Source organism: Neobacillus soli NBRC 102451 (assembly GCF_001591665.1).
GTDB classification, from domain to species: Bacteria; Bacillota; Bacilli; order Bacillales; family Cytobacillaceae; genus Neobacillus; species Neobacillus soli.
Genome location: NZ_BCVI01000041.1, coordinates 1 through 16,287 on the forward strand (window position 1 = coordinate 1; position 16,287 = coordinate 16,287).

The 16,287-nt window shown below is 38.4% G+C and carries 18 protein-coding genes; 13 read left to right on the plus strand and 5 right to left on the minus strand.

Annotated elements, in window-relative coordinates; all coding sequences use genetic code 11:
• The first annotated feature begins 286 nt into the window (after nucleotides 1-286).
• The gene (locus BSO02S_RS14950) at nucleotides 287-832 is read left to right on the plus strand and encodes an outer spore coat protein CotE (RefSeq protein WP_066068797.1); all 546 of its coding nucleotides are present in this window, start codon (nucleotides 287-289) and stop codon (nucleotides 830-832) included.
• Between the two features lie 120 nt (nucleotides 833-952).
• Nucleotides 953-1,153 (plus strand): hypothetical protein, encoded by a 201-nt coding sequence (locus BSO02S_RS14955; protein ID WP_066068800.1) that lies wholly within the window; start codon nucleotides 953-955, stop codon nucleotides 1,151-1,153.
• 13 nt (nucleotides 1,154-1,166) lie between these two features.
• On the opposite strand, the gene BSO02S_RS14960 is transcribed toward BSO02S_RS14955, so the two are convergent.
• Entirely contained in the window at nucleotides 1,167-1,718 is a 552-nt protein-coding gene (locus tag BSO02S_RS14960) for a GNAT family N-acetyltransferase (protein ID WP_066068803.1), read from the minus strand.
• 125 nt (nucleotides 1,719-1,843) lie between these two features.
• Nucleotides 1,844-2,557 carry a metal-dependent hydrolase gene (locus BSO02S_RS14965; protein ID WP_066068805.1) on the minus strand — a complete coding sequence of 238 codons (714 nt, stop codon included), beginning with the start codon at nucleotides 2,555-2,557 and terminating at the stop codon, nucleotides 1,844-1,846.
• A gap of 110 nt (nucleotides 2,558-2,667) precedes the next feature.
• On the opposite strand from BSO02S_RS14965, the gene BSO02S_RS14970 reads away from it, so the two are divergent.
• The 6 genes from BSO02S_RS14970 to BSO02S_RS14995 all read left to right on the plus strand — a co-directional run bounded on the left by BSO02S_RS14970 (nucleotide 2,668) and on the right by BSO02S_RS14995 (nucleotide 7,172).
• Nucleotides 2,668-3,042, plus strand: a complete 375-nt coding sequence (locus tag BSO02S_RS14970; protein ID WP_066068808.1) for a MerR family transcriptional regulator — start codon at nucleotides 2,668-2,670, stop codon at nucleotides 3,040-3,042.
• Between the two features lie 65 nt (nucleotides 3,043-3,107).
• Nucleotides 3,108-3,752: a protein kinase family protein gene (locus BSO02S_RS14975; protein ID WP_066068811.1), complete on the plus strand. Its 645-nt coding sequence runs from the start codon at nucleotides 3,108-3,110 to the stop codon at nucleotides 3,750-3,752.
• 83 nt (nucleotides 3,753-3,835) lie between these two features.
• The gene (locus tag BSO02S_RS14980; protein WP_066068816.1) at nucleotides 3,836-4,579 is read left to right on the plus strand and encodes a prolipoprotein diacylglyceryl transferase; all 744 of its coding nucleotides are present in this window, start codon (nucleotides 3,836-3,838) and stop codon (nucleotides 4,577-4,579) included.
• Nucleotides 4,572-5,993, plus strand: coding sequence for a radical SAM protein (locus BSO02S_RS14985; RefSeq protein ID WP_066068819.1), 1,422 nt, complete (start codon nucleotides 4,572-4,574; stop codon nucleotides 5,991-5,993). Before BSO02S_RS14980 ends, BSO02S_RS14985 begins: the two co-directional genes overlap by 8 nt.
• A gap of 407 nt (nucleotides 5,994-6,400) precedes the next feature.
• Entirely contained in the window at nucleotides 6,401-6,688 is a 288-nt protein-coding gene (locus BSO02S_RS14990) for a hypothetical protein (protein ID WP_066068820.1), read from the plus strand.
• Between the two features lie 16 nt (nucleotides 6,689-6,704).
• The gene (locus BSO02S_RS14995) at nucleotides 6,705-7,172 is read left to right on the plus strand and encodes a flavin reductase family protein (protein ID WP_066068823.1); all 468 of its coding nucleotides are present in this window, start codon (nucleotides 6,705-6,707) and stop codon (nucleotides 7,170-7,172) included.
• Between the two features lie 112 nt (nucleotides 7,173-7,284).
• Here the strand turns inward: BSO02S_RS14995 and BSO02S_RS15000 are convergent, their stop codons facing one another.
• Together BSO02S_RS15000 and hpaB are read right to left on the minus strand one after the other, a co-directional pair.
• Entirely contained in the window at nucleotides 7,285-7,890 is a 606-nt protein-coding gene (locus BSO02S_RS15000) for a LysE family translocator (protein WP_174524249.1), read from the minus strand.
• 167 nt (nucleotides 7,891-8,057) lie between these two features.
• A complete protein-coding gene (hpaB, locus tag BSO02S_RS15005; protein ID WP_066068829.1) occupies nucleotides 8,058-9,500 on the minus strand; it encodes a 4-hydroxyphenylacetate 3-monooxygenase, oxygenase component in 1,443 nt (480 codons plus the stop codon).
• A gap of 239 nt (nucleotides 9,501-9,739) precedes the next feature.
• Here hpaB and BSO02S_RS15010 point away from each other — a divergent pair, with 239 nt between their 5' ends.
• Complete coding sequence (locus tag BSO02S_RS15010; RefSeq protein WP_169802753.1) at nucleotides 9,740-10,624, plus strand: SCO family protein; 885 nt, start codon at nucleotides 9,740-9,742, stop codon at nucleotides 10,622-10,624.
• 85 nt (nucleotides 10,625-10,709) lie between these two features.
• Here BSO02S_RS15010 and BSO02S_RS15015 read toward each other — a convergent pair whose 3' ends face one another.
• The gene (locus BSO02S_RS15015) at nucleotides 10,710-11,594 is read right to left on the minus strand and encodes a GNAT family N-acetyltransferase (protein WP_066068834.1); all 885 of its coding nucleotides are present in this window, start codon (nucleotides 11,592-11,594) and stop codon (nucleotides 10,710-10,712) included.
• A gap of 497 nt (nucleotides 11,595-12,091) precedes the next feature.
• On the opposite strand from BSO02S_RS15015, the gene BSO02S_RS15020 reads away from it, so the two are divergent.
• From BSO02S_RS15020 to BSO02S_RS15035, 4 genes are all read left to right on the plus strand, one after another.
• Nucleotides 12,092-13,195 carry an AI-2E family transporter gene (locus tag BSO02S_RS15020; protein WP_066068837.1) on the plus strand — a complete coding sequence of 368 codons (1,104 nt, stop codon included), beginning with the start codon at nucleotides 12,092-12,094 and terminating at the stop codon, nucleotides 13,193-13,195.
• A gap of 189 nt (nucleotides 13,196-13,384) precedes the next feature.
• A complete protein-coding gene (locus tag BSO02S_RS15025) occupies nucleotides 13,385-14,344 on the plus strand; it encodes an aldolase catalytic domain-containing protein (RefSeq protein WP_066068841.1) in 960 nt (319 codons plus the stop codon).
• Between the two features lie 456 nt (nucleotides 14,345-14,800).
• Nucleotides 14,801-15,394, plus strand: a complete 594-nt coding sequence (locus BSO02S_RS15030) for a YdeI/OmpD-associated family protein (RefSeq protein WP_066068844.1) — start codon at nucleotides 14,801-14,803, stop codon at nucleotides 15,392-15,394.
• A 295-nt stretch (nucleotides 15,395-15,689) separates the two neighbouring features.
• Entirely contained in the window at nucleotides 15,690-16,112 is a 423-nt protein-coding gene (locus tag BSO02S_RS15035; protein WP_066068847.1) for a MarR family winged helix-turn-helix transcriptional regulator, read from the plus strand.
• Nucleotides 16,113-16,287 lie beyond the last annotated feature (175 nt).

Consider the following 16,287-nt stretch of genomic DNA (forward strand, 5'->3'; position numbering starts at 1 on the left):
ACAATTCTCAAAGTCGAAAATTATATACTTTCTTATCTTTTAAGAAAAGCCAGGCTTTTAATTTAAAGCCAGGCTTTTTTTTTTGAATTTTTATCCATACCACTGATTCGGCAGAAGCTTCTTCCCCCTCTTTTTAAAGTACAGGCGTTTAAAGCACATACATCAAAATCCCGCATAAAATGAACTATGACTAAACTTTTAACCAGTATTCACAAAAATATATATCACACTAGTCTACAAATTAGCATACGATGAAATGAAAATGAATGAGGAGGGTTCGCGCAAAATGGGAGAATATAGAGAGATAATTACAAAGGCCGTAGTTGCGAAAGGGCGAAAATTCACCCAGTCCAATCATACGATTAGCCCGGCGCACAGTCCAACAAGTATTCTTGGCTGTTGGATTATCAACCATAAATACAACGCGAAAAAAGTCGGCAAGACTGTAGAGATACACGGATCATATGACATCAATGTTTGGTATTCATTTAATGATAATACCAAAACTGAGGTGGTAACGGAACGTGTTCAATATACAGATATCATCAAGCTAAAATATCGTGACAATGACTGTCTTGATGACAATGAAATTGTTGCTCGAGTGCTGCAGCAGCCTAACTGTTGTGAAGCAGTCATCTCCCCTAATGGCAATCGCATCATTGTCCATGTCGAAAGGGAATTCCTCGTTGAGGTCATTGGCGAAACAAAAGTTTGTGTGCGTGTCAATCCTGAGGGCTGCAAGGATGAAGATGACGAATGGGGTATGGATGTCGACGACGAAGAATTCGAGGAACTTAATCCGGATTTCTTAGTCGGCTCAGAAGAGGAATAAAGATACTAGGAAGGTAATACTTCCTAGTTTTTTTCTTATTCCTATCATTGTATGAAGAATTTCCTAACTTTAGAATTTTAGATGGTTTTCGAAGCAAGCTATTTCTAGGAGGTGTTCTAAATGGAGCCGAGACAGCCTGGAAATAAAAAGCTGCCTGATTTTGATCAATTGAACGACCGATTGATTGCTGAAAGTTCTCCTTCGCCAATGTTGGTCATTAAAACGAATCTTGACCCGAAGGATGCTGCTGAAAATAACCCGTATTATCATAATGGAGAAGTCAACGATCCAAAAGCAATGAAGGAATATTTTGAGGAATAAGAGAAGCCAGGATTTATTCCTGGCTTCTATCCCATTCAGGTTTTAATAAAGATAATACAACCGTATCATGAAATTGATTATTTTGGTGGATATAGCCGCGCAGTAATCCTTCCTTGATAAAGCCATGCTTCATAAGTAAATGGATGGATGCCTCATTTTCGGGGTAAACAACAGCCCCAATTCGATATAAATCTAATCGATTGAAACTAAAATCAAGCACTTCTTTAATCGCCTCTGAGGCATAGCCCATTCTCCAAAAGGAGGGATGGAGTTCATAACCGATTTCGGCACGTTTATTATTCAGCTGTAAACCATTAAGACCTACCGTTCCGATGATTCGTTGATTTTCTTTTAGCTTAATTCCCCAGCGGATCCCGCGTTTATCAAGAAAGTTCTTAAGAAACATATCAATTAATCTTGTCGCTTCGACCTGTAAGGTGAACCGATTGGTCCCATAAAACCGGGTCACTTCTTCTAAAGATAAAATTCCGTATAGGTCATCAACATGCTGATGGGTTATTTCAATTAATTTTAATCTTTTTGTTTCTAAAATAGGAAAATTCACCTAAAACACCTCGTATATCTAGCGAAATATAGTATATTAACTTAAATTTTCCTCTTTAGTGTATAACGTGCAAACGTAAAAGAAAAGAAATAATTCCCTTTAGCTAAATCTTGTTCAATTAGCGATTAAGAATAGGTAATTGTTTGTCCTGGTTTAATCGGATGGACCTTTATCCTTTCATCATTTACATAATGCGAAACCATTTCAGGTGTACCAGTTAAAAAGTCGAAACCAAAATGCATGGGGATTACCTCTTTTACCTTCAATAGCTGAATGGCCTTGGCCGCTTCCCGTGGTCCCATCGTAAAAACATCACCAATTGGCAGGATGGCGATGTTGGGCTGATAGAGTTCCTGGATCAAAGCCATATCACCAAACACATTCGTATCTCCAGCATGGTAAATAGAAAAGTCTTTCCCAAGGCGTAAACAAAAGCCCATCGGTTCGCCTCCATAAATTATTTTTCCGTTTTCCACAAATGCTCCAGAATGGTCAGCATGGACAGCTGTTAAGGACATATCTTTAACTACTCGCGTACCACCTTTATTAATGGGCAGTACATTCTCGACACCTCGCTGCATCAGTAACTGTGACAATTCCCAGCCTGCTATCAGGGTAGCGTTTGTAAGTCCGGCTAATCTGACAGCATCTTCTGCATGGTCTCGGTGACCATGTGTCAAGAGAATGTAGTCACAATCCAAGATTGTTTCTGTAAACGAGTGCGGGAATAGGGGATTATTTTGCACCCAGGGGTCAATCAGGATTTTCTTCCCCCCAGCAGTTTTGATATAAAAGGCTCCAAAGCCTAACCAGGTAATTTCTAATGGATTTTTGCTCATAAATGATGCCTCCTCTTGTCTTTTTCTTGTTAAGGTTACAGCTTAGAGTTGAGTCTAAGTCAATAGCCATTTATGATAAAAGTAATAAATGAGTTAAAGGGGCGAGTATAATGTTTACGATAGGGGAAGTGGCTGCGAAAACAGGATTGTCAACCCATACATTACGCTATTACGAAAAACAGGAAATCATACCATTTCCCAAAAGGGTGAACGGCAAGGACCGAGTCTATTCGGAAAAAGATATTACCTTTATAAACTTTATTTGTAGTTTAAAAAGCACGGGGATGAGCCTGGAAAATATCAAGGAAATTGTTAAGGATGGCTGCATATTGGAAAAGGAGATTCCCAGTATTTCCGGGCTGTTAATCAGAAGGAAAGAAATCCTTCAAAAACACTTAGAAAAATTAAGGGTGCAAAAAACAGACTTGGAAGAAATTATAAAACTAACAGAAAATAAAATCGCTGCCTATAACTCTATGTTGTAACCCAGGTGCGTAAAAAGGAACAGAATTAACTGATTTATATAAAGGGAACGGTGTGTGGTGTTAGGATGCAGCAATCGAAGTATATCGATTTAATAGAAAACGATTTATTACCACAAATAAATTTATCCACTAATAGCCCCTTTGACCCAATCATCGTAAACAATCTGTCAACTTCATGGAAAACAATCGGGAGCGGCAATTATGCCGGAGTATTTTCCCATGTTTCGCATCCAAAGCGGGTGGTAAAAGTATATGGACGCAGCCATGAGGAGCTTAAAAAGGAAATAGATGTCTATAAAAAATTGGGAACCCATGAATCTTATTCTACTTTATTTGCGTATGGGGATAACTATTTAGTACTAAAAAAGCTTGAGGGAATTACCTTATTTGATGCGGTTGTGAAGGGGATTCAAATCCCGAAACTGGTGATTGAGGATATCGACCAAGGCCTGGACTATGCCCGGTCTGTTGGTTTAAATCCCTTTGATGTTCACGGTAAAAATGTTGTCATGTTTGAGGGAAGAGGGTATATCGTTGACGTTTCGGATTTTTATAAACAGGGTTATTGCCGGAAGTGGGATGATTTGAAAAAGGCTTATTACAAGATTTATCAACCGTATCTTTATAAATACCATCCACCGATACCATTTTTTTTCGTTAACGGGGTCCGAAAAGGATATCGGCTGTATCGCAGAATGAAAAAGAAATAGCGAAAAATAGCTGTTAAATATACCTAATATTCTGATAGTATGGAAATGATACAAGACTTATTTTTAGATAGGAGGAGCCCTAGGTGAATTTCCCTGTCTATATATTTGGAATTCATCCCCATTTGTTATTAGAAGCGCTAGCTTACTTCATTGGCTTTCGTGTGTATTTATATACACGAAATAAAGAACGGATTCCAATCGATAAAGCGCTTTGGGTGGTAGTCGGTGCCACATTAGGTGCGGCGCTAGGTTCAAAGCTGCTTTATTGGTTGGAGGACCCGGGAAAAACACTAGAAAATTGGAATAATCTTATTTATCTAATCGAAGGGAAAACGATTGTCGGCGGATTATTAGGCGGTCTAATCGGCGTGGAAACAGCCAAGAAATGGATCGGCTGGACGCGTTCGACCGGGGATGATTTTGTTCTGCCCTTGATCGTAGGGATGATGATTGGAAGAATCGGCTGCTTTTTAACAGGCTTGGATGACCATACATACGGTGTGGCAACCACTTGGATGACTGGTGTTGATTTCGGAGATGGAATCAAGCGTCATCCCACACAGCTCTATGAAATATTCTTTTTAGGAATGCTTATTTTCGTCCTTTTTCAAATAAAAAGGAAAAAGACCGGCTGGGAAGGATTATTGTTCCAGTTATTCATGCTCAGTTATTTATCGTTTCGCTTCATGATTGATTTTATCAAACCCACACCGCACCCTTACTGGATCCTCAACAATATTCAACTTGCAAGTTTACTAGGAATCGCGTATTACCTCTGGCTAATCAATAAAAAACAAACGGAAAGAAGGAGAGAAATCCATGCCTAATCGACCTTATTTATTTTATGAATTAACCAACAGCATATGTTCGACCTGTTTGCGAAAAGTAGAGGCAAAGGTCATTATCGAAAATGAAAAGGTCTACCTTGTGAAGCATTGTATGCAGCACGGGAGAGAGAAGGTTTTGATTTCTACTGATGTTGCCTATTATAAGTGGTGCCGCGAGTTTATCAAGCCTTCGGAAATGCCGTATCGCTGGAATACACCAATTAAGTACGGCTGCCCATATGATTGTGGACTATGCCCTGATCATGAGCAGCATAGCTGTTTAACGCTGTTAGAAATAACGGAGAGATGCAATTTAAAATGTCCGATTTGCTATGCAGAATCCTCACCGCAAAAGGGAAGCTTCCGCAGCATGGAAAAAATTGAATTTATGCTTGATAATATCATTAAAAATGAACGCCATGCGGATATTGTCCAAATCAGCGGTGGGGAACCAACGATCCATCCACAGTTTTTTGAGATACTTGATCTGGCAAAATCAAGACCGATTCGGCATATAATGGTTAATACCAATGGGCTTCGGATTGCCACTGATAAAGAATTTGTGAAGCGGCTTGCTACCTATTCACCGGGCTTTGAAATCTACCTTCAATTTGATAGCTTTGAAAAAGAAGCACTCGAAGAATTAAGAGGCGTCGATTTAAGAGATATTAGACAAAAAGCAATCGAGAATTTAAATGAGTACAATATTTCCACTACACTTGTTGTCACATTGAAAAAAGGGTTAAACGAACATGAGGTGGGAAAAATCATTCAATATGGCTTGAAACAGAAATGTGTCCGTGGGGTAACCTTTCAGCCCATTCAGGCGGCAGGAAGATTGGAGGAATATGACCCATCGACCAATCGCTTAACATTGAGTGAAGTAAGACAGATGATTATCGACCAATCCAATGTTTTTGGGCCAACGGATATCATCCCTGTTCCCTGCCATCCAGACTGTCTAGCGATGGGGTATGCCTTAAAACACGACGGTGTGGCAACACCATTAACAGGCTTAATCGATCCGAACATATTATTAGAGGGAGAACGGAATACAATTGTATTTGAACAAGATGAAAATATTAAAAATATGATATTTAAATTGTTTTCTCTGAATCATTCACCGGATTCGTCGGCATTATCATTGCAGGATTTATTATGCTGCCTGCCAAAAGTATCAATGCCAGGGCAAATCGGCTATGATAACGTGTTTCGGGTAATTATTATGCAATTTTTAGATGCTTATAATTTTGATGTCCGCTCGGTCAAAAAATCCTGTGTTCATATTGCCCATCCAGATGGTCGAATCATCCCGTTTGATACTTATAATTTATTTTACCGTGATGAGAAAGAGCTGGAGCTGAAGAAAATTCAGGCCGAGCTTGAAGGGAGAACCTTTATTAATGCGGAATAGTCGATAAGAGCGGGTTCATAACGACCGTTTGGGTTGAGGAAAGGGAGAAACGGTCGATAAGAGCGGTTCATAACGACCATTTGGGTTGAGGAAAGGGAGAAACGGTCGATAAGAGTAGATCATAACGACCGTTTGGGTTGAGGAAAGGGAGAAACGGTCGATAAAAGTGGTTCATAACGACCTTGGGTTGAGGAAAGGGAGAAACGGTCGATAAGAGCGATTCATAACGACCGTTTGGGTTGAGGAAAGGGAGAAATGGTCGATAAGAGCGGTTCACAACGACCATTTGGGTTGAAGAAAGGGAGAAACGGTTGATAAGAGCAGGTCATAACGACCATTTGGGTTGAAAAAGGGTCATGATGGGTTAATAGGAACAAAAAGTATTCTTAAAAAAAGGAGGAGGTTATTTGAATCAGAATCCAGGAAAAAAGACCGACGGATCACTAAAAGACTTATGGATTGGAATTGGCATAACTCTTGGTATTTACCTGCTGGGATTATTAATTATATTTGTGTATCCTTCGATATTTTTTGCGTATATGTGTGTCGCCATCATTGGACTGGTGGTGTTTCCGGTCATTAGTTTTTCGAAGGGGAAGAGTCGGTTAGGGCAAGGGGCATTAATTGGTCTGGGTTTAAATATATTGTTATTTACTGCCTGTTTTGGAATCCTTATTTCCGGACTGGGTGGATAAATGGGAGGAAAATAAAATGGATGATCGTCAATTTCGAAACGCAATGGGAAATTTCGCGACAGGGGTAACAGTGGTGGCAACAGAAGTGGATGGTCAGGTGCACGGTATGACTGCAAATGCCTTCATGTCTGTGTCACTCAATCCGAAACTCGTGGTAATCTCAGTAGCCGAAAAAGCACAAATGCTTGAAAAAATAAAACGGAGCGGTACATTTTCGATAAATATACTCACCGCGGATCAGCAGGAACTCTCGCTGATTTTTGCCGGACAGGTGAAAGAACATCAAGAAATAGTATTTGACCGACTGGGCGAAGTACCGGTTTTGCCGGGGGCTTTAACACAAATTGCTTGTGAAGTATCGTCTTCACATATAGAGGGTGATCATACACTATTTATCGGCAAAGTCCTAGGAATTCACGTTAATGATTCAGAACCGCTAATCTATTTTAATGGAAAATACTTTTCGCTGGTTGAGAATACATGACTAAAAGGAATAGAAAAGAGGGTGTCCCGTCATAGGTGAAATTGGGATGCCCTCCTTTTGATTTAATGGTAATGTAATGATTGATTACAAATCGCTTGGTGCCTGACACCGACTATGAATGAGACTTTTCAAGGGCAAGTTTTAGGCCAAAACCTAGCAGGGCAAACCCGGTTATACCTTGAACAACCTTTTGGGTAGATGGTTTTTTCATAAATGCACTGATCTGATTGATTAAATAAATATATAGGAAAAACCAAAGTGCAGTTAACACAGTGTAGGTTATTCCCATAATTAGAAACGGAAAAAAGGTATTACTTTCAGGATTCACAAATTGCGGTAAAAAGGTTAAAAAGAAAATGGCCACCTTCGGGTTTAGTAGATTTGTAAGAAACCCTTGGCGAAAACAAGATTTTTGCCCGTACTTGCTTTCTATATTTGTATCCTGGCCTTCGACTGCATCATTTTTTCTCAAGGACCATAATGTTTTAAAGCCAATATATACTAAATAGACAGCCCCTACATATTTGAAAATCGAAAATAAGAGGGCTGATTTCACAATAATGGCGGAAAGGCCAATTACTGCGGCAAAGGTATGGATAAAGAGGGCGCAGCAAGTACCAAAAACGGTTTTAAAACCACCTGATTTTCCAATGGAGAGCGTGTTCCTTGTTGCCATGGCCGTATCCGGACCAGGTAAAATAATGAGAAAAATACACATAAGAATAAATAAGTAAAAATGCTGCACGGTAATTTCCTACCTTCAGATAATTTTTAAAATTTAATTATTATTAATTTAACATATCTGAAGACCTTTGCGGAAAAAAGTTAATAAATAAAAAAGCTGACTCAAGACTAGGAACACATTGAGTCAGCTATCTTATATTATCAGGAGTTTAATTCCAAGAACTCGCTAATCTGTTTTACATATTGTTCTTTCGGATAGGTGCTATATAACTGGCTTGATAACCGAATGGGATCACCGAAAAAGTATCTTTCATACTGGGTTTGCCTTGTACCAAACGAACTCATCGTCAGATCCCAGGCTAAACGAAATATTTTAACCCGGTCCTCCGCATTTTTATTTGCCCCTTGAAGATACTGGTCCAAATCGGTTCGAATCGCGGAAAAGAAATCTTTTTCGGTTGGTAAAGAGACCATCCCACTTGCTCCAACGATTTCGATAATCTCACTAAATCTAGGATATATTTTGGGGAATATATTGCTGGCAACTTGAAGAGGCAGCATACTCGGTCGCATATATCCCTCTTCATCTAACTTCGCATCGATTTCTGACTTAGCTAAAAGTGCTTTCATGGTTTCAAGACCAATAATAACTTCAGCGAGTTTTTCCTGTATATGCTGATATTCACTAACATTTATTGTTTCTACCAGAAGCTCAGCAACGCCTAGAACAAATTCCGTTTTGACAATTTGTCTTGTAATAACCTGATGACTAGCAAAGGATTGGAATGAGCTTTGAAGTAAGAATTGGTTGGAGGCCTCTATATTGTCGTAAAAAAACACACGGTTCCATGGAACTAATACATGATCAAAGACAAGAATGGTATCCATTTCTTCATATCGTGAACTTAACGGATAATCAAAGGTGGAATCGCCGCCAACAAAAGACTCCCGGCAAATAAATTTTAACCCTATGGTGTCAGAGGGAATAGAAAATGCGTAGGCAAGATCCTCATCTATCACTCCGCCTGCTGAATATACCAGTACTTCATCGGTTAGACCGCCTTGTGTAGCTAACAGTCGAGCGCCCTGAATGATAATTCCATTCTCGTTTCTGTCAATCACCTTGGCGGAAATCGGTTCCGTAGAGGAATCAAAGTGGAACTGGGAACGATTCACTTGGGGGGTAATAAATGTATGGGTGAACGAAAGGTCTTGTTTCTTCGCCCTTTCATAAAGAGTTTGGATATTTTCAGGAAAGCAATTTTTCCTACCTTCTAGGAGTGAGGTGGAGGAGGCAAACGCCATTACAACCGTGTTCATATAATCGGGACTTCTTCCCATCATCCCATTCGTGTGCTTTGCCCACTGTTCAATCATTGTTCGCCTTTTCTTGAGCTCCTTTTTTGTCTTTGGCTGTAAAAAGGATAGCCCGATCGGTTCTCCTAAATCATCTGAAAGATAAGTCAGCTTACTTTTTAGCTGTTTCTCCATCTGCAAATCGTAGAGGGATGCTTTGCTTTGAAGAATCCCTTTGAATGCTGGATGTTCAGAAATTTTTCCTTCCATTTGTTTTCCGTCAATCCATATATCAGTGTTTAACCGATCAATTCGTTCAATAAATTCCTTCCCGGTAATGGTTCCCATATGACCACTCCTTATTTAATGGGCCATTAATTTTGGTTTTGTGAGATATTCTATTTTATTAAAGAATATGGAAACTTGTTCTGCTTATTTTTGTGTTGGCAGTAATTTGGGAATTACGACTAAAAGGATGTATGTGGAAAAGATGATAAAGTGAAGAACTTCACAGTTAAAAGCAGGATAGAGGGGTATAGTTAAAGGGAACTATTTTAAATAGAAAAATGGCTGGAAGGTTGGGCAATATGAACAGAATAACTGTCTTCGTCATGAGTCTTTTCTTAATTTTTATCGCAGGCTGCGGGGCAACGAATGACTTAACGGTGAAGCTTTCCTCACCAAAAACGTTTACCCCCGTGAAACCATATGTGATGCAATTTAAACTTACAGACAAGCAAGGAAACCTAGTGAAAGGCGCCAAAGTTAGCGCGGATTTAACTATGAAAAATATGGACCATGGAACAACCCCTGCTGCTGTGGAAGAGATAGGGGATGGGAAATATATTGGAACCGTCAAATTGCCGATGAATGGTGACTGGGTGGCAAACATTGAAGTAAATCATGATGGAGAAAAATTTGAGGAAAATAAGCAGTTCACGGTCGAAGAGAAAACAGTGGAAAATGCCCATAAAGTCACAAAAGAGGTAGCATTACCAGATTTTAACCTAATCGACGAGAATGGTGATAAAGTGACAAGACAGAACTTGGTAGGAAAAACCGTCGTGTTGACCTTTACCTATGTAAACTGTATGGATCCAAATGCCTGCCCGGTTTTATTGAAGAACTTTAGCAACTTGCAGCAGGATATGAAAACGAAGGGAAGCAATACAGAAGATCTTTTGCTCGTTTCCGTTTCACTTGACCCCGATAATGATACTCCCGAAGCAATGAAAGAACACGCAAAGAAAATGAATTTCGAAATGTCCTACCTTAAAATGCTGACAGGGGACAAGCAGGAAATTCAAAAGTTGGCAGGCACTCTTGGTGAACATTTTGAAAAAAACGGTGCAGAAGTTTTACATGATAATAAAACGTTTATTTTTAATCCAGACGGTAAGTTAACGCATGAATTTACGGGCAGCAACATTGATCGGAATGAATTGCTTCAGGTTGTTTCAGGAGAAAAATAAAGAACAAGACCGCTATTTAGAATAAAATTATGGCGGTCTTTTATTAGTGCAAAAACTGGCTACTAATGATTTCTGCCCCAATCACTTATGCCTGGGAGGTGATTGGGTGTTTAAAATATGTTGGTAATGATACATTTTTATGATTATATTTCATGAATAGGGTGTTACTGTCTTGATATGGTGCTGTTGTCAAGCCCTCTATGTTTCTATCAGGTGTAAAATAAAATAGGATGTCACGAGTATTGCCGTTTGCTAAATGGGCAATTATCACCTTCAGGTTAGGTTCTTTAGCGCTAATCACATCAAAAATATGAAGCATGCTGCCTTCATGTTTACAGAGAACTATCGCTTCCTCACTTTGAAGAGAATAAAGGTCATCGGGAAACACGTACATACAATAAAACATCAATAGCTCATTGGTATTCGTTGTATCAAAAATGTCGGAAACCATTTTGCCGCTTTGAGAAAATTCATAGATGAATCTTAAATCCTCTCTATTTCCGCCATGCAGCTTTTTCACTTTTTGGTCATCCTTTACATTGCCATCAAAGCTCATAGAGTATTGGGTCTCCTTTAGAGCAGTAAACCCGAATTTAGGATAAAAATCTAAAACAGATTGGTTTGCGAATAAATACAAAAAATCGACATCCTCGTAGTCCTTTATTATCCTTTCCATCAATTTCCTTGCGAGCCCAAAATTTCGATAATCCGGATGAGTCATAACCGTACCAATTTGAACCGCTCGTTTCACTTCCTTATTAATCACAAAGTCAATAAGATTGACAGATGCATTGGCAATCACCTGATTATCTTTTATAAATGAATAAGGCATATATTTTGAAGTCCAAAAGCCAAATTGACACCATGCTTCAAAATTAATACCAAAAATTGAGGCTGCTAAATCATTGAAACTCGCTCTTAAAGTAATATTCTCCCGGTAGTCTTTAATAAATGTAAATGAATCAATCATAGATATCCCCCCTAGCGTCATATAGCCCTGGTTTTGCATTACCACTTTGGATTAACCAAATCAACTTTATGATAACAAAATGTTGTGCTCAAGGGGGGGAATTCATGCTAAGAGTCCATATTTTTAAAATTTTATTTTCTAAAAGGGACGTAAGGTCCTAGATACGGAAAACCAGCAGGATACCCATAAAGTATCGGCGTCATGTGAACGAAGCTATGTCCAATGTGATAACTATAAGGATTGTAGTGGATTACCTGATTCCAAGCACCAAACATGGGTTGAGGATAACCTAAGTATATAGGTCCATCTGTGCCAGTAATTATTGTGTGCATCCCATCACCAACTTGTATTTTTTATAGTATATGTTTTTTGTGGAAAAAAAAGCATGTTCTGACTATAAATCAAATTGTTGTAGGAACTTTTCTACTAAAAAATTGTGCTGGAAACACCGTGTTTGATATACTTTTATTAAATAATAAAGATATGAGGTACATACTTTGAGAAAGTCAAAATTACAATTCTGGCTCATCCAGATTTTATTGGTCTTCACCATCATTTTTGTTTCAACAAAAATTTCCTTTTTGTTCGCACCGATTGGTGTCTTTTTCTCGACCATTTTTTTCCCCATTCTGATTACCGGTTTTTTATTTTTTATGTTGAATCCAATTGTGAATTTTCTTGGACGGAAAAAACTTCCAAGAATAGTGGCCATCCTGATTATTTATGTTGTTTTTGCAGGGCTCCTCGTACTTGCCATTGGAAATTTGGTGCCGGTTCTTACTAAGCAGATAACTGCACTAGCTAATGAAATCCCGGTCTATGCTGATAGGACCATGAAGTTTGTTGACAATCTGGCGCATTCGTCGGAATTCAAACGGTTCATGACCCAGCAAAGTGACATAATTGAATCAATCCAAAAAAGACTCATGGAGTTTGGCAATACACTTCCGAACAGGATTACAGGTGCGATAGGTAATATCGTTGGTATCATCGCCAATATTGCGATTATTCTGGTCACCGTACCTTTTTTATTATTTTACATGTTTAAGGACGGGCACAAATTCCCAGCAGCAGTAGGGAAGTTTATTCCGAAAGAGTACCGGAAGGAAGGGCGGTCAATTTTAAAAGAAACGGGAGAGACTCTTTCCGCTTATATCCAAGGACAGGTGACCGTGGCTTTGGCTGTGGGGACATTGGCATTCATTGGCTACCTGATCATTGATATGCCCTTTGCGCTCGTATTGGCCCTGACTGTAGCCTTTACCAACATTATTCCATATGTCGGTCCAATCATTGGCGGCGCACCAGCTGTACTAATCGCACTCTTCGATTCTCCGACAAAGGCATTGCTGGTTGTGGTGGTAATCGCCATCGCCCAGCAAATTGAAGGAAATGTTTTATCACCGATGATTCTTGGCAAAACCCTGGACACTCATCCGGCAACTATCATCATCATTTTACTAGCCGCTGGAAACCTTGCTGGTGTACTTGGAATGGTATTAGCCGTCCCCACCTATGCCGTATCAAAAACGATTGTTTTAAATGTTGTGAAGTTTTTACGGGCGAGAAAACGGGCAAGCAGTACCGTAGAGGAAACTTAAGATAATTGTAATTAGAAAATCATTTTATGTAACAAATGGTGAATTGCGGAGACGTAGTTAATTGTATAGGAATTTTCAGAAAAATAGATTGACACTAGTAAATGAAAAATGATATAAACACTATAAGATTTTAATATATAAAAGCATTAAAGTAAAAGATAATCTTGGGAAAATAGGGGTGATTACATCATGGGACAACGCAGCAAAATTTTAGATTGTACCATTCGTGATGGAGGTTTGGTTAATAATTGGGATTTTAGCGTTGAATTTGTGCAAGACTTATATAATGGCCTAAGCGATGCAGGTGTTGAATACATGGAGATTGGCTACAAAAATTCTCCTAAGCTGCTAAACGCAACGGAACCTAATCCGTGGAGATTTCTTGACGATAACTTCTTGAAAGAAATTATTCCTGTGAAAAAATTCACGAAACTTTCTGCTTTAGTAGATATTGGCCGTGTAGATCCAAATGACATTCTGCCACGTGAACAAAGTGTTTTGGATATGATTCGTGTAGCATGTTACATCCGAGAAGTAGACAAAGGCTTAGAACTTGTACAAATGTTTCATGATTTGGGGTATGAGACTTCCCTTAACATTATGGCTTTATCGAGTGTCCCTGAAAAACAGCTTATTCAGGCATTCGAATTGGTGCGCAATAGCCCTGTAGATGTGGTCTATATTGTGGATTCATTTGGAAGTTTAGATCCCGCAGATATCGAGCATCAAGTGAAAAAGTTTAAAGAAATGATCCCTAACAAACAACTTGGAATTCATACGCATAACAACATGCAGTTAGCATTCGCCAATACACTATCTGCGATGAATAATGGAGTTACTTTCCTAGATTCTTCTGTTTATGGTATGGGCCGTGCGGCTGGTAACTGTCACACAGAACTTCTCGTAAGCTACATCCAAAAAACAACTTACGAGCTTAAGCCAGTTCTAGGTGTAATTGAAAAACATATGCTTGATATGCGTCTTAAGTGGGAATGGGGCTTTATCATTCCTTATATGATTTCTGGTGTCCTGAATGAACACCCACGTGTCGCAATGGCCTACCGCAATAGTGACGAACGTGATCAATTCGTGGATTTTTATGACAAAGTAACATCACCTGAAGTTGCAATTGCATCGGTTTCAAAATAGTTAGAATTAGTAGAGAGAATTACCCTCATTATGCTTTTTCTAATGTCTGGAAAAAAGCGGTTAAGGTGGCAATGGTTTTCAAGTAATAACCTATTCATCATTAAAACTAAACTATATGATTTTAAAATCAAGGTAATAATTTGTCTGCAGACACTGGAGAGACCACAAAAACATTATCAATTACGATAATGACCTTTGTGGTCTCTTTTTGTTTCCCAAAAGGCATAATGTATAAATGGCTTCGATTGAAGAACAAGTGCATTAACCAAATGTCTCGTCCAGCGTTTTAAAAAACTAGTGAATTAAGTTAAAATGACATTATGACAAAGAGTAGAAAGAATCCCAAGGTTGATGAATATTCAAGTAAAGCCAAAAAGTGACAGAATGAATTGGAGAAAATGAGAAGGATCATTCTTAACTGTAAGCCGATCGAAAATTGAAGAGGGGTGTTCCTTGATGACAAATAGTAGATTGAATCCTAAGGTTGATGAATTTTTAAGTAAAGCTAAAAAGTGGAAGGAAGAATATGAAAAGTTGAGAAATATCGTTCTTGACTGTGAGCTGACCGAAGAATTTAAGTGGATGCATCCTTGTTACACGTTTGAGAAAAAAAACATCGTTTTAATCCATGGATTTAAAGAATATTGTGCGCTTCTGTTTAACAAAGGTGCCTTATTAAAGGATACCCAAGGGATTCTAGTCCAACAAACGGAGAATGTACAGGCAGCGCGCCAGATTCGGTTCACCAATCTTCAAGAAATAATTGAAATGGAAACCATTTTGAAAACCTATATTTATGAAGCCATTGAAGTTGAAAAAGCCGGCTTGGAAGTGAATTTTAAGAAGACGACAGAATACAAAATTCCTGTAGAATTACAAAATAAATTCGATGAACTCCCTGCCTTGAAAACTGCCTTTGAAGCATTAACGCCGGGACGGCAAAGAGCATACATTCTTTATTTTTCTGCACCCAAACAATCCAAAACTCGAGAGTCTAGGGTTGAAAAATATAGCCAGCAAATTCTCAATGGAAAAGGATTAAATGATTAGTCTATTCGATGAGAGATACATGAATCAAATTTTAAGTTATTACCTCACTTTGTTTTAAATTATTTTATTGTAGTGTTACCTGCGATCCAAAGAGGAGTTAGAATGAGAAGACTAACGGGGCGATGCTTAAAAAAGCGTCGCTACGCCAAGATCGTTAAAATAACGAATAACTGGCAGGTAACCGTGTAGGAAATGAAGGATATAATTCAATAAAGAATTGAAAAAAAAATTTTCAAGTATTATTATTATCTCATATTCGAGATAATTTAATTCGAGATACCTAGGAGGTGATTAAATGGAGAGAAAATGTTCGAATTTACCCTTTCTGCTTTTGATGCAAACATCTAAAGCGATTCATGAGCGAATAAAGGAAGAAATGACCAAAAACAAGCTAACTATAACGGAATTCTCTGTTTTAGAGGTCCTTTATCAAAAAGGGAAACAAACAATTCAGCAAGTTGGAAATTGCATATTGATCTCAAGCGGTTCGATGACCTATGTTATTGATAAGCTGGAACAAAGAGGTTTATTGGGCCGAACTGCCTGTCCAGATGATCGCCGAGTGATACATGTGACGTTAACTTATGACGGAAATGAATTAATGAATGAAATCATGCCGAAATATTATGAGTTAGTTGATGATATGTTTGATTCATTAAATTCTGATGAAGCAGAGATATTAATACAGCTTTTGAAAAAAGTAAGGAATAAAGTTTAAAATTACATTTTTTTTAAACTAATATCTCGGAATTGAGATAAAGACATTTAGGAGGATATTAAGATGATAAATCCTGGTAAATATGCTTTAGATGCATTTTTATTTTAATATATCTTGAATTGAAAATTCTTAAGTTAAAACTAAATTTTATGAGACTTGAAATATTGGGGTAGGA